The 20,342-nt window shown below is 64.5% G+C and carries 20 protein-coding genes; 13 read left to right on the top strand and 7 right to left on the bottom strand.

The genetic code is table 11. The features are described from left to right. The first annotated feature begins 102 nt into the window (after positions 1–102). The 3 genes from brnQ (at position 103) to ACPRTJ_RS01150 (ending at position 2,733) form a co-directional block, all read left to right on the top strand. The gene (gene brnQ / locus ACPRTJ_RS01160; protein ID WP_043863133.1) at positions 103–1,416 is read left to right on the top strand and encodes a branched-chain amino acid transport system II carrier protein; all 1,314 of its coding nucleotides are present in this window, start codon (positions 103–105) and stop codon (positions 1,414–1,416) included. Positions 1,417–1,594: 178 nt separating this feature from the next. Further along, complete coding sequence (locus ACPRTJ_RS01155; protein ID WP_054915669.1) at positions 1,595–2,335, top strand: DUF599 domain-containing protein; 741 nt, start codon at positions 1,595–1,597, stop codon at positions 2,333–2,335. Then, entirely contained in the window at positions 2,332–2,733 is a 402-nt protein-coding gene (locus tag ACPRTJ_RS01150) for an MAPEG family protein (protein WP_054915670.1), read from the top strand. Before ACPRTJ_RS01155 ends, ACPRTJ_RS01150 begins: the two co-directional genes overlap by 4 nt. Before the next feature lie 49 nt (positions 2,734–2,782). Here ACPRTJ_RS01150 and ACPRTJ_RS01145 read toward each other — a convergent pair whose 3' ends face one another. Next, positions 2,783–3,064: a hypothetical protein gene (locus tag ACPRTJ_RS01145; protein WP_043863130.1), complete on the bottom strand. Its 282-nt coding sequence runs from the start codon at positions 3,062–3,064 to the stop codon at positions 2,783–2,785. Positions 3,065–3,241: 177 nt separating this feature from the next. On the opposite strand from ACPRTJ_RS01145, the gene ACPRTJ_RS01140 reads away from it, so the two are divergent. The 4 genes from ACPRTJ_RS01140 (at position 3,242) to ACPRTJ_RS01125 (ending at position 6,954) form a co-directional block, all read left to right on the top strand. Next, complete coding sequence (locus ACPRTJ_RS01140) at positions 3,242–3,700, top strand: PaaI family thioesterase (RefSeq protein WP_043863129.1); 459 nt, start codon at positions 3,242–3,244, stop codon at positions 3,698–3,700. After that, the gene (locus ACPRTJ_RS01135) at positions 3,697–4,158 is read left to right on the top strand and encodes a PaaI family thioesterase (RefSeq protein WP_043863128.1); all 462 of its coding nucleotides are present in this window, start codon (positions 3,697–3,699) and stop codon (positions 4,156–4,158) included. The genes ACPRTJ_RS01140 and ACPRTJ_RS01135 overlap by 4 nt, the downstream gene beginning before the upstream one ends. A gap of 109 nt (positions 4,159–4,267) precedes the next feature. Next, complete coding sequence (gene htpG / locus ACPRTJ_RS01130) at positions 4,268–6,172, top strand: molecular chaperone HtpG (protein ID WP_054915672.1); 1,905 nt, start codon at positions 4,268–4,270, stop codon at positions 6,170–6,172. A gap of 56 nt (positions 6,173–6,228) precedes the next feature. Continuing rightward, complete coding sequence (locus ACPRTJ_RS01125) at positions 6,229–6,954, top strand: dienelactone hydrolase family protein (RefSeq protein ID WP_043863126.1); 726 nt, start codon at positions 6,229–6,231, stop codon at positions 6,952–6,954. A gap of 60 nt (positions 6,955–7,014) precedes the next feature. Here ACPRTJ_RS01125 and ACPRTJ_RS01120 read toward each other — a convergent pair whose 3' ends face one another. Next, the gene (locus ACPRTJ_RS01120; protein WP_426427830.1) at positions 7,015–7,875 is read right to left on the bottom strand and encodes a pirin family protein; all 861 of its coding nucleotides are present in this window, start codon (positions 7,873–7,875) and stop codon (positions 7,015–7,017) included. Positions 7,876–7,988: 113 nt separating this feature from the next. Between ACPRTJ_RS01120 and ACPRTJ_RS01115 the strand changes: the two genes are divergently transcribed. The 3 genes from ACPRTJ_RS01115 (at position 7,989) to ACPRTJ_RS01105 (ending at position 11,284) form a co-directional block, all read left to right on the top strand. After that, entirely contained in the window at positions 7,989–8,993 is a 1,005-nt protein-coding gene (locus tag ACPRTJ_RS01115) for an amidohydrolase family protein (RefSeq protein WP_104572267.1), read from the top strand. Positions 8,994–9,053: 60 nt separating this feature from the next. Beyond that, the gene (locus ACPRTJ_RS01110; RefSeq protein ID WP_043863123.1) at positions 9,054–9,518 is read left to right on the top strand and encodes a DUF3859 domain-containing protein; all 465 of its coding nucleotides are present in this window, start codon (positions 9,054–9,056) and stop codon (positions 9,516–9,518) included. Positions 9,519–9,658: 140 nt separating this feature from the next. Then, entirely contained in the window at positions 9,659–11,284 is a 1,626-nt protein-coding gene (locus ACPRTJ_RS01105) for a methyl-accepting chemotaxis protein (RefSeq protein WP_054915676.1), read from the top strand. Positions 11,285–11,425: 141 nt separating this feature from the next. Here the strand turns inward: ACPRTJ_RS01105 and fabB are convergent, their stop codons facing one another. From fabB to ACPRTJ_RS01080, 5 genes are all read right to left on the bottom strand, one after another. Continuing rightward, positions 11,426–12,646, bottom strand: coding sequence for a beta-ketoacyl-ACP synthase I (gene fabB / locus ACPRTJ_RS01100; RefSeq protein ID WP_054915677.1), 1,221 nt, complete (start codon positions 12,644–12,646; stop codon positions 11,426–11,428). Positions 12,647–12,657: 11 nt separating this feature from the next. After that, positions 12,658–13,173, bottom strand: a complete 516-nt coding sequence (gene fabA / locus ACPRTJ_RS01095; RefSeq protein ID WP_043863120.1) for a 3-hydroxyacyl-[acyl-carrier-protein] dehydratase FabA — start codon at positions 13,171–13,173, stop codon at positions 12,658–12,660. A 205-nt stretch (positions 13,174–13,378) separates the two neighbouring features. Beyond that, positions 13,379–15,304 (bottom strand): ATP-binding protein, encoded by a 1,926-nt coding sequence (locus ACPRTJ_RS01090; protein WP_116053358.1) that lies wholly within the window; start codon positions 15,302–15,304, stop codon positions 13,379–13,381. Then, complete coding sequence (locus ACPRTJ_RS01085; protein WP_426427826.1) at positions 15,301–16,194, bottom strand: ABC transporter substrate-binding protein; 894 nt, start codon at positions 16,192–16,194, stop codon at positions 15,301–15,303. The genes ACPRTJ_RS01090 and ACPRTJ_RS01085 overlap by 4 nt, the downstream gene beginning before the upstream one ends. Further along, positions 16,194–18,305, bottom strand: a complete 2,112-nt coding sequence (locus tag ACPRTJ_RS01080) for a TonB-dependent receptor plug domain-containing protein (protein WP_123752249.1) — start codon at positions 18,303–18,305, stop codon at positions 16,194–16,196. The genes ACPRTJ_RS01085 and ACPRTJ_RS01080 overlap by 1 nt, the downstream gene beginning before the upstream one ends. 170 nt (positions 18,306–18,475) lie before the next feature. Here ACPRTJ_RS01080 and ACPRTJ_RS01075 point away from each other — a divergent pair, with 170 nt between their 5' ends. The 3 genes from ACPRTJ_RS01075 to sixA are packed head-to-tail and all read left to right on the top strand — an operon-like array spanning position 18,476 to position 20,317. Next, positions 18,476–19,501 (top strand): NAD(P)H-dependent glycerol-3-phosphate dehydrogenase, encoded by a 1,026-nt coding sequence (locus tag ACPRTJ_RS01075; RefSeq protein ID WP_426427824.1) that lies wholly within the window; start codon positions 18,476–18,478, stop codon positions 19,499–19,501. Between the two features lie 16 nt (positions 19,502–19,517). Next, positions 19,518–19,865: a DUF4389 domain-containing protein gene (locus ACPRTJ_RS01070; protein ID WP_043863115.1), complete on the top strand. Its 348-nt coding sequence runs from the start codon at positions 19,518–19,520 to the stop codon at positions 19,863–19,865. After that, the gene (gene sixA / locus ACPRTJ_RS01065; protein WP_213607256.1) at positions 19,862–20,317 is read left to right on the top strand and encodes a phosphohistidine phosphatase SixA; all 456 of its coding nucleotides are present in this window, start codon (positions 19,862–19,864) and stop codon (positions 20,315–20,317) included. Before ACPRTJ_RS01070 ends, sixA begins: the two co-directional genes overlap by 4 nt. Positions 20,318–20,342: the final 25 nt, after the last annotated feature.

Raw genomic sequence — 20,342 nt, 5'->3', positions numbered from 1 at the left:
TACACGCTAAACGGGTCTGCTCCATCCGGGCAGGCAGCATTTCCCTCACCCAAGGGGAAGTCCCTCTCTAAATCCCGATTTCAGAAGTGTGGTATTTCCTTAATGAAAGTCTTGAAAGGCCAGGACATCCTGGCGCTTGGTTTTATGACGTTCGCGTTATTCGTGGGCGCAGGCAACATCATTTTCCCGCCTATCGTCGGCCTGCAATCGGGCCCCTACGTCTGGTTGGCCGCCCTGGGCTTTCTGGTCACTGCCGTGGGCCTGCCCGTGATCACCGTGGTGGCACTGGCCAAGGTCGGTGGCGGCATGGACGCGCTGAGCAGCCCGATCGGCAAGGTGGCCGGTGGCCTGCTGGCGGCTGCCGCGTACCTGGCCGTAGGCCCGCTGTTCGCCACCCCGCGTACCGCGACCGTGTCCTTCGAGGTAGGTGTGGCACCGCTGACCGGCGAGAGCCCGACCGCGTTGTTCATCTATAGCCTGGTGTACTTTGCCGTGGTGCTGGCCGTGTCCATGTACCCGGGCAAGCTGCTCGATACCGTCGGGCGCTTCCTGGCCCCGCTGAAGATCATCGCGCTGGCCGCGCTGGGCATCGCCGCGTTCATGCTGCCGGCCGGCACCATGGGGGTGGCGCAACCTGAATATGTCGCCGCGCCGTTCTCCCAGGGCTTCATCAATGGCTACCTGACCATGGATACCCTGGGCGCGCTGGTGTTCGGTATCGTCATCGTCAACGCGATCCGCTCGCGTGGCGTCGACTCGCCGCAACTGATCACCCGCTATGCCATCATCGCCGGCCTGATTGCCGGTGTCGGCCTGGCGCTGGTGTACATCAGCCTGTTCCGCCTGGGTGCGGGCAGCCACGAGATCGCCGCCGGTGCGAGCAATGGCGCGGCGGTGCTGCATGCCTATGTACAGCACACTTTCGGTTCGCTGGGCAGTGGCTTCCTGGCTGTACTGATCGCGCTGGCCTGCCTGGTCACCGCCGTGGGCCTGACCTGCGCCTGCGCCGAGTACTTCAGCCAGGTACTGCCGTTGTCGTACCGTATGCTGGTGGTGCTGCTGGCCGGCTTCTCGCTGGTGGTGTCGAACCTGGGCCTGACCAAGCTGATCGCGTTCTCGATCCCGGTGCTGACGGCAATCTACCCGCCCTGCATCGTGCTGGTGGCGCTGAGTTTCTGCGGCAACCTGTGGAACTCCCAGACACGCATCATGGCCCCGGTCATGGCGGTGTCGCTGCTGTTCGGCGTGATCGACGCACTCAAGGGCGCCAACCTCGCTGGCTGGCTGCCGGAGTCGCTGGCGCACCTGCCGCTGAGCGAGCAGGGCCTGGCCTGGCTGGTGCCTTCGGTGGCGATGCTGGCTGTTGCCGTGGTGCTTGACCGCATGCTCGGCAAGCCGCGCGAAGCGGTCGCCTGAGTGCCGGCCGCGGCAGGCGAGGGCCACAAGCCATGATCGCCTGCCGGGCCAGCCTCTGAAGAGCCCCGCATCCATTCGGATGCGGGGCTTTTTCGTCTCGGGGCCACGTGTCTTTTTGCCGCTGGCAGCGTCGAAAGGCGGACAATGCACCATCCTGTGCCATTTCTTCGGGAGCGCCATGAGCTTCATCCAGAACAACCTGATCAACCTGTTTGCCGCCTGCTGGTTCGTTGCCTGCTGGGGCGGCTACACCCGCTACGCCAGCTGGAAGGCCCGTGATACCGCCTGCCTGGCCAGCGTCATGCACCTGTACCGCGAGGACTGGATGCGCCGCATGCTGCTGCGCGACAACCGCATCGCCGACGCCAGCGTGATCGGCAACCTGGAGCGCAACGCATCGTTCTTCGCCTCCAGCACCCTGATCATCCTGGCCGGTATCCTCACCGTGCTGGGCGCCTCGGACCGTGCCTGGTCGCTGCTGGCCGACCTGCCGCTGGTACAGCAGACATCCCAGGGCATGTCCGAAATCAAACTGTTATGCCTGGCGATGGTGTTCGTGTACGCCTTCTTCACCTTCAGCTGGTGCATGCGCCAGTACAACTTCGCCGCCGTGCTGGTGGGCTCGGCACCGATGATCGGCGAGCGTCAGGTCAGCGAGCAGGAGCGCAAGGCCTTCGCTCTGCGCGGGGCGCGGGTGATCTCGCTGGCGGCCAACCAGTTCAACTTCGGGCTGCGCTCGTACTATTTCGGCATGGCCTTGCTCAGCTGGTTCATCAGCCCCTGGCTGCTGGTGCTGATGAGCACCGGGGTAGTACTGGTGCTGTACCGCCGCGAGTTTCATTCCGACGTGCTCGACGTGATGGTCTATACCCCTACAGAGGCGCCATTGCCTGAGCCGAACAAGGAACCGGTCGCATGAGTATTCCGTTCTGGTGTGTGTTGATCAGCGCACTGCTGATCTATGTGGCGCGGGTGCCGGTGGCGCGTGCGATGAAGCAACAGGGCAGCTACGACAACCACCTGCCGCGCAGCCAGCAGGCGCAACTGACCGGCATGGGCGCCCGGGCGGTGGCGGCGCACCAGAACAGTTTCGAAGCATTCATGTTGTTCGCCGTAGGTGTATTGATGGCGCACACCACCCAGACCCAGGGTTTTCTGATCGATACCCTGGCGATCATCTTCGTGATCGCGCGAATCATCTACCTGCCGCTGTATTGGTATGACTTTGCGTGGCAGCGCAGCCTGGTCTGGTCCATCGGGCTGATCTGTTCATTGTTGCTGATGCTCAGCCCGACCTTTCGCCAACTTCTGGCCTGACATGAAAAAACCCGACCTGAGTCGGGTTTTTTCATTAAAGCGCAGTTGCTTACTTGGCAGGTTCTGCCGGGGCGGCTTCTGGTGCTGGCGTCACAGGAGCGGCCTGGTTGTTTTCTTCTGCACGCTTTTGTTCGGCTTCAGCACTGTCTTTGGCGGCTTCGGCGTTTTCTTTGGCGGCGTCGTTCATCTTATCCTGAGCGTCGTCCATTTTCTTCTGGGCTTGCTCGGCATGTTCTTGAGCGTCCTGGGCTTTGTTTTCGCTGGCTTTATCGCAAGCAGCGAGGCCCAGGGCGGCGGCCAGCATAACGGCAAAGGCAATGGGTTTACGCATGGGGTGTTTCTCCTTGTGGAATAGAGTTGCTTGAATTATCTGAGTTCAAGTAAGCGACATAAGTTCCGCGTCGTTTGCACATATATAAGTGCCGGATCCATATAGACTTTCCCTCAGGCTTATGCAGCACCTGAGTTATTGCACAAGGAGCTGACCGTGAATGAACCGTCACCGTTGATGGCCCAGGCCGAACGTTTTCTTTCGGCGCTGCGCCATTGCCAGTTGTTGAAGATGCGCGTAGAGCGCGCCGATGCCGACGGCATCACGCTGTGCCTGCCGTACTCGCCGCAAATCGTGGGCAACCCGCAGAGCGGCGCGATCCATGGCGGTGCAATCACCACGCTGATGGACACTGCGCTGGGCATGGCCACCCTGTGCGCCCTGGCCGAGTTCGAGGTGTGCCCGACCCTGGACTTGCGCATCGACTACATGCACCCGGGGCAGGCCGACAAGGCGGTGTATGGGCAGGCGCAGTGCTACCGGGTCACCCGCGACGTGATCTTCATCCGCGGCTGCGCCTACCAGGACGACCCCGACCAGCCGATTGCCCAGGTGGTGGGCACCTACATGCGCCTGGGCAAGGACATCAAGGGCGGCCTGGGCTTTGGCCGGCAGCTCAAGGCGGTGGCGCAATGATTCCCGCGGACGTGCATGCACAGCTGCGCCAGGCGCATGCCCAGGGCAACTACGCGCCATTGCTGCAACTGATCCCCTACGCCAGCCTGATCGGCATCCAGTGCAGCCGTGACGGCGACGACCTGCTGTTCTGCCTGCCGGCCAGTGCCGACAATATCGGCAACCCGTTGCTGCCGGCGATCCATGGGGGGGTGATCGCCGGGTTCATGGAACTGTCGGCGGCGCTGTACCTGCTGATTTTCAGCGAAAGCGCGAGCATTCCCAGGATCATCGACTTTTCCATCGATTACCTGCGCGCCGGCCTGTACCGCGATACCTATGCGCGGTGCCAGCTGTGGCGCCAGGGGCGGCGGGTGACCAACGTCGCGATCACCGCCTGGCAGGGCGACCCGGACCAGCCCATCGCCACGGCCCGTGCGCATTTCAAGATCAAAGAACTGCCCGTGCCCTTGAAATAGATATGCCAGCCCCCATCTGCTGTTCATCCCGCCACGAAAGGCCGGACGCTGCCCCGCGGGGGCCGTCGGCCCGAGTGACTACTGCCATCAGATCGGAGTGTTGAAGACCATGAGTGTGGAAACTCAAAAAGAAACCCTGGGCTTCCAGACCGAGGTGAAGCAGCTGCTGCACCTCATGATCCATTCGCTGTACTCGAACAAGGAAATCTTCCTTCGCGAATTGATTTCCAACGCCTCCGACGCCGTCGACAAACTGCGCTTCGAAGCCCTGGCCAAGCCCGAGCTGCTCGAGGGCGGCAGCGACCTGAAGATTCGCGTGAGCTTCGACAAGGCGGCCAACACCGTCACCCTGGAAGACAACGGCATCGGCATGAACCGCGATGACGTGATCACCCACCTGGGCACCATCGCCAAGTCCGGCACTGCCGACTTCATGAAGAACCTCACCGGTGACCAGAAGAAAGACTCGCACCTGATCGGCCAGTTCGGTGTGGGCTTCTACTCGGCGTTCATCGTCGCCGACCAGGTCGATGTCTACAGCCGCCGCGCCGGTACTCCGGCGAGCGAGGGCGTGCACTGGTCGTCCAAGGGCGAGGGCGAGTTCGAAGTCGCCACCGTGGACAAGGCCGAGCGCGGTACGCGCATCGTGCTGCACCTGAAAAAAGGTGAAGACGAATTCGCCGATGGCTGGCGCCTGCGCAACATCATCAAGAAGTACTCCGACCATATCGCCCTGCCGATCGAACTGCCCAAGGAAGCGACTGCCGCCGAAGGCGAAGAGCAGCCGGCCGTGGAGTGGGAAACCGTCAACCGTGCCAGCGCGCTGTGGACCCGTCCTCGTACCGAGATCAAGGACGAGGAATACCAGGAGTTCTACAAGCACATCGGCCACGATTTCGAAAACCCGCTGGCCTGGAGCCACAACAAGGTCGAAGGCAAGCTGGAGTACACCTCGCTGCTGTACGTACCGGCCCGTGCGCCGTTCGACCTGTACCAGCGCGAAGCGCCACGCGGCCTGAAGCTGTACGTGCAGCGCGTGTTCGTGATGGACCAGGCCGAATCGTTCCTGCCTTTGTACCTGCGCTTCATCAAGGGTGTGGTCGACTCCAACGACCTGTCGCTGAACGTGTCGCGCGAGATTCTGCAGAAAGACCCGATCATCGATTCGATGAAGTCGGCGCTGACCAAGCGCGTGCTGGACATGCTCGAGAAGCTGGCCAAGAACGAGCCTGAGCAGTACAAGGGCTTCTGGAAGAACTTCGGCCAGGTGCTCAAGGAAGGCCCGGCGGAAGACTTCGCCAACAAGGAGAAGATCGCCGGCCTGCTGCGCTTTGCCTCCACCCACGACGACAGCGGCGAGCAGAGCGTGTCCCTGGCCGACTACCTGGCACGTGCCAAGGAAGGTCAGGACAAGATCTACTTCCTCACCGGCGAGTCCTACGCGCAGGTACGCAACAGCCCGCACCTGGAAGTCTTCCGCAAGAAAGGCATCGAAGTGCTGCTGCTGACCGACCGCATCGACGAGTGGCTGATGAGCTACCTGAGCGAGTTCGACGGCAAGGGCTTCGTCGACGTGGCCCGTGGCGACCTGGACCTGGGCAAGCTGGACTCCGAGGAGGACAAGAAGGCTCAGGAAGAAGTGGCCAAGGACAAGGAAGGCCTGGTCGAGCGTCTGAAAGCCGCGCTGGGCGATACCGTCAGCGAAGTGCGCGTGTCGCACCGCCTGACCGATTCGCCGGCGATCCTGGCCATTGGTGAACAGGACATGGGCCTGCAGATGCGCCAGATCCTCGAAGCCAGCGGGCAGAAGGTGCCGGACTCCAAGCCGATCTTCGAATTCAACCCGGGTCACCCGCTGATCGAGAAGCTGGACAACGAGCAGAGCGAAGACCGTTTCGCCGACTTCTCGCATATCCTCTTCGATCAGGCCGCCCTGGCGGCGGGCGACAGCCTCAAGGATCCGGCGGCGTATGTGCGTCGACTGAACAAGCTGCTGGTCGAACTGTCGGCGTAAGCAGTTGCAGGAAAGCCCGCTTCGGCGGGCTTTTTTCATTGTGCAAGGAGGGGTTCATGAGCAACGTGACGATCGAGTCGCTGGTGTACAAGCTTGACGGCAAGGTGTACGAAAGCCGCCTGGTGTATACCCACGGCGCAAAGGAACAGCCGGGCCTGGTGATGGCGCCGAACTGGATGGGCATCGGCGAGGGCGCCGAGCGCATTGCCAGGGAGGTGGCGGCCCAGGGCTATGTGGTGCTGCTGGCTGACCTGTATGGGCAGACGCTGCGCCCATCCAACATGGATGAAGCGGGGGCGGCGATGATGCCGCTGAAAAATGATCGGGTCGAGCTGCGCAAACGCATGAAGGCGGCGCTGGATCAGTTGCTGGGGCAATCGAAGGCAGTGCTTGCGCCGGGCAAGCTGGCCACCTTCGGCTTCTGCTTCGGCGGTTGCTGCGCACTGGAGCTGGCCCGTGAAGACCAGCGTCTGCGCGCTGCGGTGTCGTTCCACGGTACGCTGGACACGCCGCTGCCGGCCCAGGAGGGCAAGGTGTCGGCAGCGTTGCTGGTGTTGCACGGTGCAGCCGACCCGCTCGTGCCGCGCGAGCAACTGCCTGCCTTCGAGGCCGAGATGGATGCGGCCAAGGCTGACTGGCAGCTGGTGAGCTACGGAGGCGCGGTGCATTCGTTCACCGACCCCGCAGCGAACGTGCCAGGCAAGATGAAGTACGACGCCAGGACGTCCAAGCGCGCGTTCCAGGCGATGCACACCCTGCTGCGGGAAGTGTTCCAGGCCTGATGGCCTCTTCGCTGGCAAGCCCGCTCCTGCCTCTGTAGGAGCCGGCCTTGCCGGCGAATCTCAAGGCAACTCGATTCGCCCGATCTCGCCCGGTACCACCGGCCAATCCCCGGCCGCCCAGCGTGCCCGTGCCTGCTCGATCAGCGCCGGGTCACTGGCGACGAAGTTCCAGTTCATCCGCCGCGGCCCGTCCAGTGCGTCGCCGCCAATGATCACCAGGTGGCATTCGCTGTCGGCGTACAGGCTCATCGCTTCGCCTTCGGGCAGCACCACCAGGCTGCACGGCTCCAGTGGCTGATCATCAAGGCTCGCCTCACCGTCGAGTACATAAACCGCCCGTTCAGCGTGTTCGGCGGGAATCAGCAGCGTGCTCGCCGCCTGCATGCGCACCTCGGCATACAGGGTCGCTGACAACACCGGCACTGGCGAGGTCAGGCAAAACCCCATGCCCGCGATCATGCGGATACTCACCCCCAGCGCATCGCTGCTCGGCAAGCTGGCCGCCGGGTGATGGCTGTAGTGCCCCGGCCCCTGTTCGTGATCCTTCGGCGAGGCCAGCCACACCTGCAGCCCGTGCAGGCGCTTGGGCTGACCCAGCAGCTCCGGCGGGGTGCGCTCGATATGCGCCACGGCGCTGCCGGCGGTCATCCAGCTCACCTCGCCGGCACTCACGCGCTGATCCGAGCCCAGGCTGTCCTTGTGCTGCAACTGGCCTTCGAACAGGTAGGTGAGGGTGGACAGGCCGATGTGCGGGTGCTGGCGAATGTCCATGCCACGCCCGGGCGGGTAGTCGGTCGCCAGCATGTGATCGAAGAACACGAACGGCCCGACGCTGCGCCGCCGTGCCGAAGGCAGCGGGCGCAGGATGGATTGGCCTTCGACGGATTCGGCGCGCGGGCGGATTACCAGGGGAGGGTTCATCAGGGGCACCAGGGCGATGGAAATAATTGGAAGCATAACCTGCCAGGTGCCCGGGCTGAACCGTTGCGCCCGGCGGCAGGTCTACCCTGGGTCAATTGCACAAGGGGATTGCGATGTGGGCCAGGACGCTGGGGTGCCTGTTGCTGTCGGTGACGCTGTCGGGCATGGCCCAGGCGCGGGAGTACCGCTACAGCGACGCGCACCTGCATTATGTCGATTTCTTCCAGGAAAGCGCCGGCATGGACGAGTTGCTCAAGGCCATGGATGCGGCGCGTATCGATCAGTCGATGATCTCGGGTGTGGCGGTGGCCAAGAAATGGCATGAAGACGAGCCCAAGCGCCCGCGCTACTACGCCGGCGATGATGCCGCAGCCTACTGGTACAGCGCCACCGACATCTATGTGGCAGCGGCGCTGCAACAGTTGCCCGAGCAGCAGCGCCAGCGCTTTCACCCGTTTCTGACCGGCTTCAACCCGGTGGACAAGAACGCGGCCACCCATATCGAGCGCATGCTCGAGCTGTTTCCCGGCTTGTGGCAGGGCATCGGCGAAGTATTCACCCGCCACGACGACCTGACGGCGTTGACCAGCGGCGACACGCCACGGGCCAACAACGAAGCGCTGGGCCTCATCTATCAGCTGGCGGCCAGGCACGACATGCCGGTGCTGATCCACTCCAACATCACCTCCAAGCGCGAACGCAACCCACTGTACCTGGAAGAGATCGAGCAGCCCCTGCGCGAGCACCCCGATACCCGTTTCATCTGGGCCCACGCCGGCACCAGCATGGAGATTCACCGCCACCAGACCCAGCTGGACTTTCTGCTGCCGACCCTGACGCGCATGCTCGAGCGTTATTCGAACCTGTACATCGACCTGTCGTGGAGCGTGCTCGAACCCTACCTGCTGGACGACAAGGGCGTGCCACGGCCCGAATGGGTTGCGCTGGTGGAGCGCTTCCCCGAACGTTTCATGCTCGGTTCCGATGTGGTCGGCCGCTTCGCCAGCCTGGGCGAGCAACTGCACGGGTTCGACCGGTTCCTGGATGCCTTGCCCGAGGCCGTGGCGCACAAGGTGGCCAAGGACAACTTTCTCGCGGTACTGCCCAGGTCACGCTGATGTCATCAGCCTGTCATGCAAGCCCCATAGCCTGCCGCCATCAACCTGATGGAGAGCAGTATGTCGAAGAGTCGTTTGGGCGCCATGGCCGCGCTGATGCTGGTGAGTGCGGTGGCCGGTGCAGAGGTGCGGGTGCAGGGGCCGGTGGAGTACGGCGTGTTCCAGACCCGCCACCAGGACTTCCAGCCCGGTGAACGGGTATTGACCCAGACCAGCCAGACCCTGGAGCACACCGACCGAGTGCCGGCCCGTCTTGGCAGCAAATTCGGCCTGCGCTATCGCCTTGAAGGCAAGGTGGCCGAAGACACGCCCCTGACGCTGCTGTACCTGACCCCCGGGGTGATCACCCCCGACGGCCAGCGCCATGACAAGTTCGAGGTGGTGCAGAAGCTGGTACCGGGGGCCGCGCAGGATGTCATGGCCTATGAATTTACCGAGCACCACGAAGTGGTACCGGGCCAGTGGCACTTCATGGTGTTCCAGGGGGACCGCCTGCTGGCCGAGCAGCGCTTCATCGTGCAATGAGGCATGCGCCGCCTGCGCTCGCAATGACAAGGCGTTTTGATATCACTTTTTCGTCTTACGCAAAAATCTCAAGGGCCGATACCTTCTAATAAGCACGTCAGCTGCATGACCGATGCAGCGCTTTTGGAGGGAACCGGAAGATGAGCTTGAGACGTTTGAACATTGCGCCGCGGGCAGGTCTGGGGTTTGGTCTGGTAGCGTTGCTGGTGTTTGCATTGGGGGCCTTCTCGCTCCTGCAGATGAGCAGCATGCGCCAGCAGTCCGAACAGGTCGACAGCAACTGGCTGCCCAGTGTGATCTCGGTGGGGCAGATCAGCCAGGACATGTTCCGGATACGGGCGCTGACCCTGCGCCTGCTGCTCAACAGCGACAACGCCGCGCAGCAGCAGACCCATTCACGCATCGAGCAGATCAAGGGCGAGCTGGGCAAGGAACAGCAACGCTACCAGGCCCTGATTGCATTGCCCGAGGAGCAGGCGCTGTTCGACCGCTACCTCAAGCTCGAGCAGCAGTACCTGAGCTATCAGGCACGGGTAGTGCAGATGGCCCTGCAGGGCCAGACAACGGAGGCGGTGGCGCTGGTCAACGGTGAGATGAACCAGCTGGCCGATCAGCTCACCACCACCCTCAACGAGCTGATCGCCCTCAACAACCATCACGCCAACATGGCCACCGAGCTTGCCGGCACGGTGTATGAGCGTGCCCGCGTGTGGGTGGTTGGCCTGCTGGTGGCCGCACTGGTGCTCACCGTGGTGCTGGCGCTGACCTTGACCCGCAGTATCGTGCGCCCGCTGGCGCAATCGCTGCAGGTGGCCGAGGTGGTCGCCACCGGCGACCTGACCCCGCAGATCAACGTGGAGGGCAGTGACGAGCCGGCGCGCTTGCAGGCGGCCCTCAAGCAGATGCAGCAGAGCCTGCGCGATACCATCGGGCGTATTTCCGATTCGTCCAACCAGCTGGCCTCGGCGTCCGAAGAGCTCAGCGCAGTGACCGAGGACGCTACCCGCGGCCTGCACCAGCAGACCCAGGAAATCGAGCAGGCCGCCACCGCCGTGAACCAGATGACCGCCGCGGTGGAAGAGGTGGCGAGCAATGCGGTGGCCACCTCCCAGGCCTCGACCGAGTCCGATCGCATTGCCCGTCAGGGGCGCGAGCAGGTGCGCCTCACGGTAGCGTCGATCGAGGCGCTGGCCGATGGCGTTACCGCCAATGCCGCGGAAGTCGGGCAGTTGGCCGAGCAGGTGCACGGCATCACCAAGGTGCTGGATGTGATCGGTTCGATCGCCGAGCAGACCAACCTGCTGGCCCTGAACGCGGCCATCGAGGCGGCGCGGGCGGGGGACGCCGGGCGCGGTTTTGCAGTGGTGGCCGACGAGGTACGGGCACTGGCCCATCGTACCCAGCAGTCGACACGGGAAATCGAACAGATGATCGGTGGCATCCAGGAGGGTACCGACCGGGCGGTGGAGGGCATGCAGCAGACCAACCAGCGTGCCCAGGGCACCCTGGATGGCGCGCATGCGGCGGGTACGGCGCTGGAAGAGATTGCCACGGCCATCAGCCTGATCAACGAGCGCAACCTGGTGATCGCCAGTGCGTCCGAGCAGCAGGCACAGGTGGCGCGGGAGGTGGACCGCAACCTGACCAACATCCGCGACCTGGCGCTGCAGAGCTCGGCGGGGGCCAACCAGACCAGCGCGGCGAGCCAGGCGTTGTCGCAGCTGGCCATCGAGCTCAATACGCTGGTGGGCAGGTTTTCGGTGTAACGCCTTTGGCCGGCAAGGCCGGCCCCTACAGGCATCGCGTGCCCTGCAGGAGCCGGCCTTGCCGGCCAATTGCCCCGAAAGCCGCAAACAAAAACGCCCCGAACCTGTCGGGGCGTTTCTACAGCAGGGGCGAGCCCTTGCTTACTTGCCAGCCCAGCGCTTGAGCACCAGGGTGGCATTGGTGCCGCCGAAACCGAAGCTGTTGCTCATCACGGTGTCGATCTTGGCATTTTCGCGGGTTTCGCGCAGAACTGGCAGGTCGGCCACTTCCGGGTCCAGCTCGTCGATGTTGGCGGAGCCGGCAATGAAGTTGCCTTCCATCATCAGCATGCAGTAGATCGCCTCGTGAACGCCGGCAGCGCCCAGCGAGTGGCCCGACAGGCTCTTGGTGGAGCTGATGGCCGGGGCCTTGTCGCCGAACACTTCACGCACACCCTTCATTTCGGCAACGTCACCGACCGGGGTCGAGGTGCCGTGGGTGTTCAGGTAGTCGATCGGGGTGTCGACGGTGGACAGCGCCTGCTGCATGCAGCGGATCGCGCCTTCGCCACTTGGGGCAACCATGTCGTAACCGTCGGAGGTCGCGCCGTAGCCAACGATTTCGGCGTAGATCTTCGCGCCACGGGCCAGAGCGTGCTCCAGCTCCTCGACCACTACCATGCCGCCACCGCCGGCGATGACGAAACCGTCACGGTCGGCATCGTAGGCGCGCGAGGCTTTTTCCGGGGTGTCGTTGCGCTTGCTGGACAGTGCGCCCATGGCGTCGAACAGGAACGACTGGCTCCAGTGCTCTTCTTCACCGCCACCGGCGAACACCACGTCCTGCTTGCCCATCTGGATCTGTTCCATCGCGGTACCGATGCAGTGCGCGCTGGTGGCGCACGCCGAGGCGATGGAGTAGTTCAGGCCCTTGATCTTGAACGGGGTGGCCAGGCACGCCGACACGGTGCTGCTCATGGTGCGGGTAACGCGGTATGGGCCGACGCGCTTGACGCCTTTTTCGCGCAGGATGTCCAGCGCTTCCATCTGGTTCAGGGTCGAGGCGCCGCCGGAACCGGCGATCAGACCGGTGCGCGGGTTGGACACCTGCTCTTCGCTCAGGCCCGAGTCCTTGATCGCGTCCTGCATCGCCAGGTAGGCGTAGGCGGCAGCGTGACCGACGAAGCGATAGACCTTGCGGTCGATCAGCTCTTCGAGGTTGAGGTCGATGGAGCCGGAAACCTGGCTGCGCAGCCCCATTTCCTTGTATTCCGGGTTGAAACGGATGCCCGGACGGCTTTTACGCAGGTTTTCGGAGACGGTCTCTTTGTCATTGCCCAGGCACGATACGATGCCCAGACCTGTGATTACGACGCGGCGCATGCGAATAACCCTTAGAAATTTTCAGTGGAGGTAAATACACCGACCCGAAGGCCTTCGGCGGTGTAGATCTCGCGGCCGTCGACGCTGACCGAGCCATCGGCGATGGCCATGTTCAGCTTGCCTTTCAGGACGCGCTTGATGTGGATGTTATAGGTGACTTTCTTGGCGGTCGGCAGTACCTGACCGAAGAACTTCACTTCGCCCGAACCCAGGGCCCGGCCACGGCCTGGCAGGCCTTGCCAGCCCAGGAAGAATCCGACCAGCTGCCACATGGCATCCAGGCCCAGGCAGCCTGGCATCACCGGGTCGCCTTCGAAATGGCAGGCGAAGAACCACAGGTCTGGACTGATATCCAGCTCGGCGACCAACTCACCTTTGCCGTACTTGCCACCCTCTTGGCTGATGTGCGTGATGCGATCCACCATCAGCATGTTAGGGGCGGGCAGTTGCGCGTTACCTGGGCCGAACAGCTCACCGCGACTGCAGCGCAGCAGGTCTTCCCGGGTAAAGGCGTTTTGTTTGGTCATGCGAGCTCCTCAATAGTCACCGTGCGGCACGGGGTAGATCTTCCCGACCGACCCAAAAGCCTCAGGCTTGGGGCGGCAGCCTACACATAGACTATTGCGTTGTAGTGAAAGTCACAGCACAGGGGACGAAGATGTACACTTGTGCACTGAAATTTTTATGACAAGCCCGGCAAGGGCCCGGTTCAGTCTGTAAGACTGCCGCACTTTAGCATTTATCGCCAGTCACAGATGCCTGTGCGGGCAGCCAGCGTTGCAGAATCTGCTGCAGATCAATGCGTTTGAACGGCTTGGTCAGGTAGTCGTTCATGCCGGCGGCCAGGCAGCGTTCGCGATCGCCCTGCAGCGCGTTGGCAGTCAGGGCGATGATCGGCATGGCTGCGGCATGGGGGATCTGGCGGATGCGCCGGGTGGCCTCGTAGCCATCGATGACCGGCAGGCGGCAATCCATCAGCGTGGCGGCAAAGCGCTGGCGGCTGGCCAGCGCCACTGCCTGGGCGCCATCGGCGGCCACGCACACCTCGAACCCCAGGCTGCGCAGCATGGCCTGGGTCACGGCCTGGTTCACCGGGTTGTCCTCCACCAGCAGGATGCGCCGGCCCTGGCCAGGGTCACTGTTGTCGGCCCTGGGCGCAGGCAGCGTGGGGTTCTGCTGCATGCATAGTGCCAGCGGCATTTCCAGGGTAAAGGTCGAGCCCCTGCCTTCACGGCTTTCGGCACGCAGCGTGCCGCCCATGCGCTCGGTCAGGGTGCGGGCGATAGACAGCCCCAGGCCGGTACCGCCGTAACGTCGTGAAATAGAACTGTCGGCCTGCTGGAAGGCAACGAACATGGTTTCCAGGCGCTCGCTGTCGATACCGATGCCGGTATCGCGCACCGCACAGGTGAACCAGATCAGTTGTCGGTCCAGTACCTGCCAGCGCGGTTCGATCTGCACGCTGCCGTGTTCGGTGAACTTCAGCGCGTTGCCGATCAGGTTCACCAGCACCTGGCGGATGCGGGTCGGGTCGCCGGCCACGCGCAACTGTTCCATGCCCGGCGGCAGTGGCGCCAGCAGCAGCAATCCGCGCTGCTGGGCGACATGCTGGAACGACTGCGTGCAACTGCCCAGCAGCTCGGCCAGGTTGAACTCGATGTGCTCCAGCTCCAGCGTCGTGCGCTCGATCCGCGAGAAGTCGAGGATGTCGTTGATCACCTTGAGCAGATGGCCGGTGGACTCGCTGGCCACGGCCGCGTACTCGCTCTGTTCTTCGCTCAGCGCGGTGGTCTGCAGCAGTTGCAGCATGCCCAGCACCCCGTTCATGGGGGTGCGCAGCTCGTGGCTCATCATCGCCAGGAAGTCCGACTTGGCCTTGTTCGCCTGTTCCGCTTCCTCGCGGGCCTGGATCAGCTGGGCGATGGCCTGTTGCTGCTCGTGGCTGGCCTGTGCCAGGCCGCTGGCCAGGTTGTTGATGTGGCGGGCCAGGTGGCCCAGCTCGCTGTCGTCGACCACCGGCAGCGGCGCATTGAAGTCGCCTTTCTGGATGGCCTTGACCGCGTGCCCCATGTCGCTGATCGGACGCGACAGGCTGCGCGCCAGGCGCCGTGCGAGGATGAAGGTGAACAGCAGGGCGAACAGGGCCAGGATCGCGGCCTTGATCACGATTTCCTGCTGGCGCTGGTTGAAGGCGTCATCGGACATGCCCACGATCACCCGGCCCAGGTAATCGTCCTTGCGGGTCGAGGCCGAGCCACCGTTGTGCAGGAAATCGCTGTCCAGAAAGATCCGCTGCAGGCGGATAGGCGCCTGGAACACCTCGACCTGCTGGGGGCGGTTCTCGTGCTCGTCGGCCTGCTCGACATACACCAGGATGTGGTTTTCGCTGTCCTGCACTTCGAGAAAGCGCACATGCGGGATGGTCAGGGTGGCGCGCATCAGGCTCTCGAGCACTTCGTCATTGCCCGAAATGACCCCGTATTCCGAGGCCGGTGCCAGCTGGTTGGCGATCAGCTGGCCGGTATGGTTGAGCTCCTGGCGCAAGTCCTGGATGCGCACGAAGGTGAAGAAGCTGATCAGCAGCAACGTCAGCAGCAGGGCCGGCCCCAGGCTGATGATCTGGGTGCGGGTACTGATGTCCCAGGTCAGTTTTTTCATCGGTGCTTCTCTCCTGCGGCCACGGCCTGCTGTGCGGCCACCGGGTCTATCGCCTCGATGCCCAGGGCTCGGGCCACCTGCTGGTTGCCGGCCACGCGAAATCGCTCGGGGTACAACGTCCGCGGCCAGGCCGCCGGCGGCTGGTCGAGCAGGCGGTCGAGCACCGCCAGCCAGTCATGCTGGTCGCTCAGGGTACTGGCCAGCCCGCCGGCGCGCACGAACCCGGCATTCGGACCGATCAGCGGGACCTGGCGTGCATAGCTGCTCAGCAGCAGGTGCTTGGCCGTGGTGGCGTTGTACAGCAGTGGGTCGTCCAGGCCCAGTAGCACATCGCTGTTTTTGAGCACGGCCTGCAGCGGCCGATTGTCACGCGGGTCGGGCCAGGCCTGGGCGATGATCTCAAGGCGCAGCGCCTTGGCCGCCTGGCGCAGCTCGTCGAGCAGGAACCGGCTGTTCTCGGTATATAGCACACCAATGCGCCTGGCCTGGGGCAGCAGGTAGTGGGCCAGGCGCAACTGACGCGCGGGCGGTGGGTCGCTCCACAGCAGGCTCAGGTAGGACGGGCGTCGGTCGCCCAGGTGCCGGCTGGCCTGTACCCGGCTGACCCGCAAGGCCAGCGTCGGCGGGCCTTCGGCCTGTTTCAGGCGCCAGTCCAGTGCGGCCAGGTCGAGCAGAATCAGGCGCGTGCCCGGCTTGAGCCTGTGCCCGGCAGGCAGTTCTGACACGGCGGTGAAGCGCACGTGATCGGTGGGGCGCTGCGCGCGCAGGGCGGTGACGAAGTCGCGCACGTCTGCATTGCCCTGGGCGGCGGTAACCAGAATGTCTGCGGCCGCCAGTGCGCTCAGCGGCCACGCCAGCATCAGCACCAGGCAAGCGTGCAGCAGGCGCATCAGAATTCCAGCTCCGCGCTCAGGTACAGCACCTGCCGGCTGTCGTAGCGGTTCTGCCAGTTGCTGGTGGGCTCGTCATCCAGGCGTTGCTGAAGCATCCCGGCCAGCTCGAGGCTGGCGTTGCGGATGGGGATGCGCCTGGCCACGCGCAGGTCGACACGCTCGAAGCGGTACTGGTTGAGGGCGTCGTCGCCGTAGTAGAACACTGCGCTCGACCAGCCTCGGCCCCAGTCGCGCAGCCAGCCGGCCGAGCCGCTGTTGCGTGCGCTGAGGTGGCGGTCATCGGGGTTGCTGGCCCAGGCATCCACATAGGCGTAGGTCAGGCGCAGGCGGTCGGCACTGCGCAGTTGCCAGTCCAGTTGCGCCTCGCTGCCGGTGAAACGCGCCTTGTTGGCGTTGCTGGCGATGGGCCGGTTGTTGCGCAGCGGTTCGCTGACCATGCCGGTGAGCTGGTCATGGAACAGCTTGATGTCCAGGCTCAGGCCGATTTCGCTGAAAAAGCCGTTGTAGCCCAGCTCCTGCGAGCGCATGCGTTCCTGGTCGAGGTCGCCCGGGCCGCGGGTGGTGACGAAGTACTCGGCGTGGCGCTGGCCGAAAGCGGCCGGGCGCAGGTTGTCGACGCGGTAGCTCCAGTTGACGTTGTTCTCGAACATGTCCGGCGAGCGTACCGCTTCCGAGTACACCGCACGCAGGCCGTGGCGCGGGGTGATCAGGTAGTTCACGGCCAGGCGTGGGGCCAGCGAGCTGCCCGCCAGCCGGGTGTCCTCGAACATCGCGCCGCCCTGCACGATCCAGTGTTCGTCGGCGCGCCACTCGAGCTGGCCGAACAGGCGCCAGGTGGTGTCGTCGAGGCTGCCATCGTAGTAGGTCTGCGAGTCGGCCCGGTCGTAGCGGTAGGCGACGCCGCTGACCAGGCGCAGGCTGTCGCTCAGGCTCAGGGTGTCCTGCAGCTCCAGGTCCAGGCGGCTTTCGCGGGTACTCTGGTCGATGTCGCCGCACACCGGGTTGGCACCGCCGTTGTGCCACTGCTGGCGGACCTCGCGGGCCAGCGCCTGCTCCTGGTCGCTGCCGGGAGGAATCGGCGCGTCGATGTTGCGGGCCAGGCGTTCGGTATAGCCCGGGTTGAGCCGCCACAGCTGCGCCAGTTGCGGGCTGAAGGCGATGGCCGCATCGCACGCGCGCCACACCTGCTGGCGATCCCAGTGCAACGCCGAACCCTGCAGGTACAGACTGTGCCACGGGTCCAGGTCGATGTTCCAGCGTACCGAGGCGGCGTAGTCCTTGGCATTCACGTCGGCGTTCGCCCCTGCGCCGCTAACGCCGGGGAACACCGGGGTGTAGGCATAGGGGCGCTGCTCGCTGCCTTCCTTGGCGGAAAACTGCCAGTCCAGGCTCTGCTCGGCGTTCAGCGCATGGCTGGCGCTCAGGCTCAGGCGGGTCAGGCGGCGGCCATCGCGGTAGTGCTGGCCCTGCGCGTTGTGGTCAAAGCCGTCGTCCTGCTGGCCCGACAGCGACAGGCGCAGGTCGCCGCCTTCCCAGCCCAGGCCCTGGCTGGCGTACCAGTCGTCGATGCCGCGCTGGCCGCGGATCACCTTGAGCCGCGTGCCATGGCTGTCGGCCGGGCTGCGGGTGAGGATGTTGACCACCGCCATCAGTGCATTGGCGCCATAGCTGACGGTGTTGGGCCCGCGGAACACCTCGATGCGCTCGATATCCTCCAGTGCCAGCGGGATATCGCCCCAGTCCACCGTCGCCAGCCCCGCGCGGTACACCGAACGGCCATCGACCAGCACCTGCATGCGCCGCGCATCGTTGACGCTGCTGCCGTGGTAGTTGGCCGCCGGCTGGTTGCCCGCGCCGTAGCCGACCATCATGCCGGGCACCAGGCGCAGCAGTTCGGGTACGTTGCGCGCGCCGCTGGCGCGGATCAGCTCACTGTCGAGCACGCTCATGCTGCCGGGCACCGCCGCCGGCGACTGCCTGAGGCGGGTGGCGGTCAGGATCTGCGGCAGCGCCTGGCTGTCGACGAACAGGTCGTCCGCCACCGCCGGACCGCCCAGCAGGGCAGTCAGCAGAACCAGCGGGCGCGAGGGGGGAGGGCCAAGATGCACGGCGCGGCCTTGATGGCGGGTATCGAGCGGGCATGTTAACCGAGTAGCCGGCTTTTTCCAGCGATCAAACCCGCATTGCTGCGGTCCAATCGCACATCTGGCGCTGGCCGTGGCCTTAACGCTCCGTATAATGCGGGGGTCGCCACTTTATTGGTTTTAACGGATTGGATATGACTGAACAGCAGCCTGTTGCAGTTCTTGGAGGCGGGAGCTTTGGTACCGCCGTGGCGAACCTGCTGGCCGAGAATGGTGTCGAGGTACGGCAGTGGATGCGCGACCCCGAGCAAGCCGAGGCCATGCGCAACAACCGCGAAAACCCGCGCTACCTCAAGGGCGTGAAGATCCACCCGGGCGTCGAGCCGGTCAACGACCTGCTGGCCACCCTGCAGGCCTGCGAGCTGATCTTCGTCGCCTTGCCGTCCAGCGCCCTGCGCAGCGTGCTGGCGCCCCATGCCGAGCTGCTGAGCAACAAGCTGCTGGTGAGCCTGACCAAGGGCATCGAGGCGCACACCTTCAAGCTGATGAGCCAGATTCTCGAAGAGATCGCCCCACAGGCGCGCATCGGCGTGCTCTCCGGGCCCAACCTGGCCCGCGAGGTGGCCGCGCACGCGCTGACCGCCACCGTGGTCGCCAGCGAGGACGAGCAGCTGTGCCAGCGGGTCCAGGCCGTGCTGCACGGGCGTACCTTCCGTGTCTATGCCAGCAACGACCGCTTTGGCGTCGAGCTGGGCGGCGCCCTGAAGAACGTCTATGCCATCATCGCCGGCATGGCGGTGGCGCTGGGCATGGGCGAGAACACCAAGAGCATGCTGATCACCCGCGCGCTGGCCGAGATGACCCGCTTCGCCGTCAGCCAGGGCGCCAACCCGATGACGTTCCTGGGCCTGGCCGGTGTCGGCGACCTGATCGTCACCTGCTCTTCGCCCAAGAGCCGCAACTACCAGGTCGGCCATGCCCTGGGCCAGGGGCTGAGCCTGGACGAGGCGGTCAACCGCCTGGGCGAGGTGGCCGAAGGGGTCAACACCCTCAAGGTGCTCAAGGCCAAGGCCGAGCAAGTGCAGGTGTACATGCCGCTGGTAGCCGGCCTGCATGCCATCCTGTTCGAAGGCCGGACCCTGAGCCAGGTGATCGAGCTGCTGATGCGCGGCGAGCCGAAAACCGACGTCGACTTCATTTCCACCAGCGGTTTCAACTGAATTACAGGAGCAGGGCATGAACGAGTCCCCAAAACAGGCGCAGCGCGAATCGATCATCTTGCGTGTGCTGTGGATGCTGGTGTTCCTACTGGTATGGCAACTGGCCGAGCTGCTGCTCGGTGGCCTGGTGGTGGTGCAACTGGTGTACCGGCTGATCTACGGCGCACCCAGTGCCAGCCTGATGAACTTCGGCGACAGCCTGAGCCAGTTTCTGGCCCAGATCGGTCGCTTCGGCAGTTTCCACACCGACCAGAAGCCCTGGCCGTTCGCCGACTGGCCCACCCCGCGCGCGCCGGAAGGCGAAGCCGCCCACAGCGTGCCGCCTGCGCCACACCCGGCGCGTGACGAAGAGCCCAAGCTGTGAGGCTGTGGGTACTGCGCCACGGTGAAGCCGAGCCCCGCGCCAACAGCGACGCCGAACGCCGGCTGACCGCCCACGGTCGCGAGCAGGTGCTGCGCAGTGCCGCCCAGTTGCTCGGCTGCGCGCCGCAGGTGATCCTGGCCAGCCCCTATGTACGCGCGCAGCAGACCGCTGCGCTGGTCCACGAGGCGCTGGGTTTGGACAAGCCGGTACAGACCGTGCCCTGGCTCACCCCCGAAAGCGACCCGCAGCAGGTCATCGCCGAGCTGGACAGGCTGGGGGTGGAGCAGGTGCTGCTGGTCAGCCATCAACCGCTGGTGGGCACGCTGGTGTGCCTGCTCGAGCATGGCCACCGCAAGGACCCCGCACCCATGGGCACCGCCAGCCTGGCCGAACTCGACGGCGACCACCCCCTGGCCGGGCTGATGACACTGCGCAGTCTCACTCCCCCCTGATCGCCAACCACGACAAGGAATGCTG

Source organism: Pseudomonas palmensis (assembly GCF_049942755.1).
Classification (GTDB): domain Bacteria; phylum Pseudomonadota; class Gammaproteobacteria; order Pseudomonadales; family Pseudomonadaceae; genus Aquipseudomonas; species Aquipseudomonas palmensis.
The sequence above is the reverse complement of the archived record's forward strand: the minus strand, read 5'-3'. Positions and strand labels throughout refer to the sequence as shown.

Coding starts and splice junctions, on each gene's coding strand:
- brnQ (WP_043863133.1), top strand. CDS start 103: ATGAAAGTCTTGAAAGGCCAGGACATCCTGGCGCTTGGTTTTATGACG.
- ACPRTJ_RS01155 (WP_054915669.1), top strand. CDS start 1,595: ATGAGCTTCATCCAGAACAACCTGATCAACCTGTTTGCCGCCTGCTGG.
- ACPRTJ_RS01150 (WP_054915670.1), top strand. CDS start 2,332: ATGAGTATTCCGTTCTGGTGTGTGTTGATCAGCGCACTGCTGATCTAT.
- ACPRTJ_RS01145 (WP_043863130.1), bottom strand. CDS start 3,064: ATGCGTAAACCCATTGCCTTTGCCGTTATGCTGGCCGCCGCCCTGGGC.
- ACPRTJ_RS01140 (WP_043863129.1), top strand. CDS start 3,242: ATGGCCCAGGCCGAACGTTTTCTTTCGGCGCTGCGCCATTGCCAGTTG.
- ACPRTJ_RS01135 (WP_043863128.1), top strand. CDS start 3,697: ATGATTCCCGCGGACGTGCATGCACAGCTGCGCCAGGCGCATGCCCAG.
- htpG (WP_054915672.1), top strand. CDS start 4,268: ATGAGTGTGGAAACTCAAAAAGAAACCCTGGGCTTCCAGACCGAGGTG.
- ACPRTJ_RS01125 (WP_043863126.1), top strand. CDS start 6,229: ATGAGCAACGTGACGATCGAGTCGCTGGTGTACAAGCTTGACGGCAAG.
- ACPRTJ_RS01120 (WP_426427830.1), bottom strand. CDS start 7,875: ATGAACCCTCCCCTGGTAATCCGCCCGCGCGCCGAATCCGTCGAAGGC.
- ACPRTJ_RS01115 (WP_104572267.1), top strand. CDS start 7,989: ATGTGGGCCAGGACGCTGGGGTGCCTGTTGCTGTCGGTGACGCTGTCG.
- ACPRTJ_RS01110 (WP_043863123.1), top strand. CDS start 9,054: ATGTCGAAGAGTCGTTTGGGCGCCATGGCCGCGCTGATGCTGGTGAGT.
- ACPRTJ_RS01105 (WP_054915676.1), top strand. CDS start 9,659: ATGAGCTTGAGACGTTTGAACATTGCGCCGCGGGCAGGTCTGGGGTTT.
- fabB (WP_054915677.1), bottom strand. CDS start 12,646: ATGCGCCGCGTCGTAATCACAGGTCTGGGCATCGTATCGTGCCTGGGC.
- fabA (WP_043863120.1), bottom strand. CDS start 13,173: ATGACCAAACAAAACGCCTTTACCCGGGAAGACCTGCTGCGCTGCAGT.
- ACPRTJ_RS01090 (WP_116053358.1), bottom strand. CDS start 15,304: ATGAAAAAACTGACCTGGGACATCAGTACCCGCACCCAGATCATCAGC.
- ACPRTJ_RS01085 (WP_426427826.1), bottom strand. CDS start 16,194: ATGCGCCTGCTGCACGCTTGCCTGGTGCTGATGCTGGCGTGGCCGCTG.
- ACPRTJ_RS01075 (WP_426427824.1), top strand. CDS start 18,476: ATGACTGAACAGCAGCCTGTTGCAGTTCTTGGAGGCGGGAGCTTTGGT.
- ACPRTJ_RS01070 (WP_043863115.1), top strand. CDS start 19,518: ATGAACGAGTCCCCAAAACAGGCGCAGCGCGAATCGATCATCTTGCGT.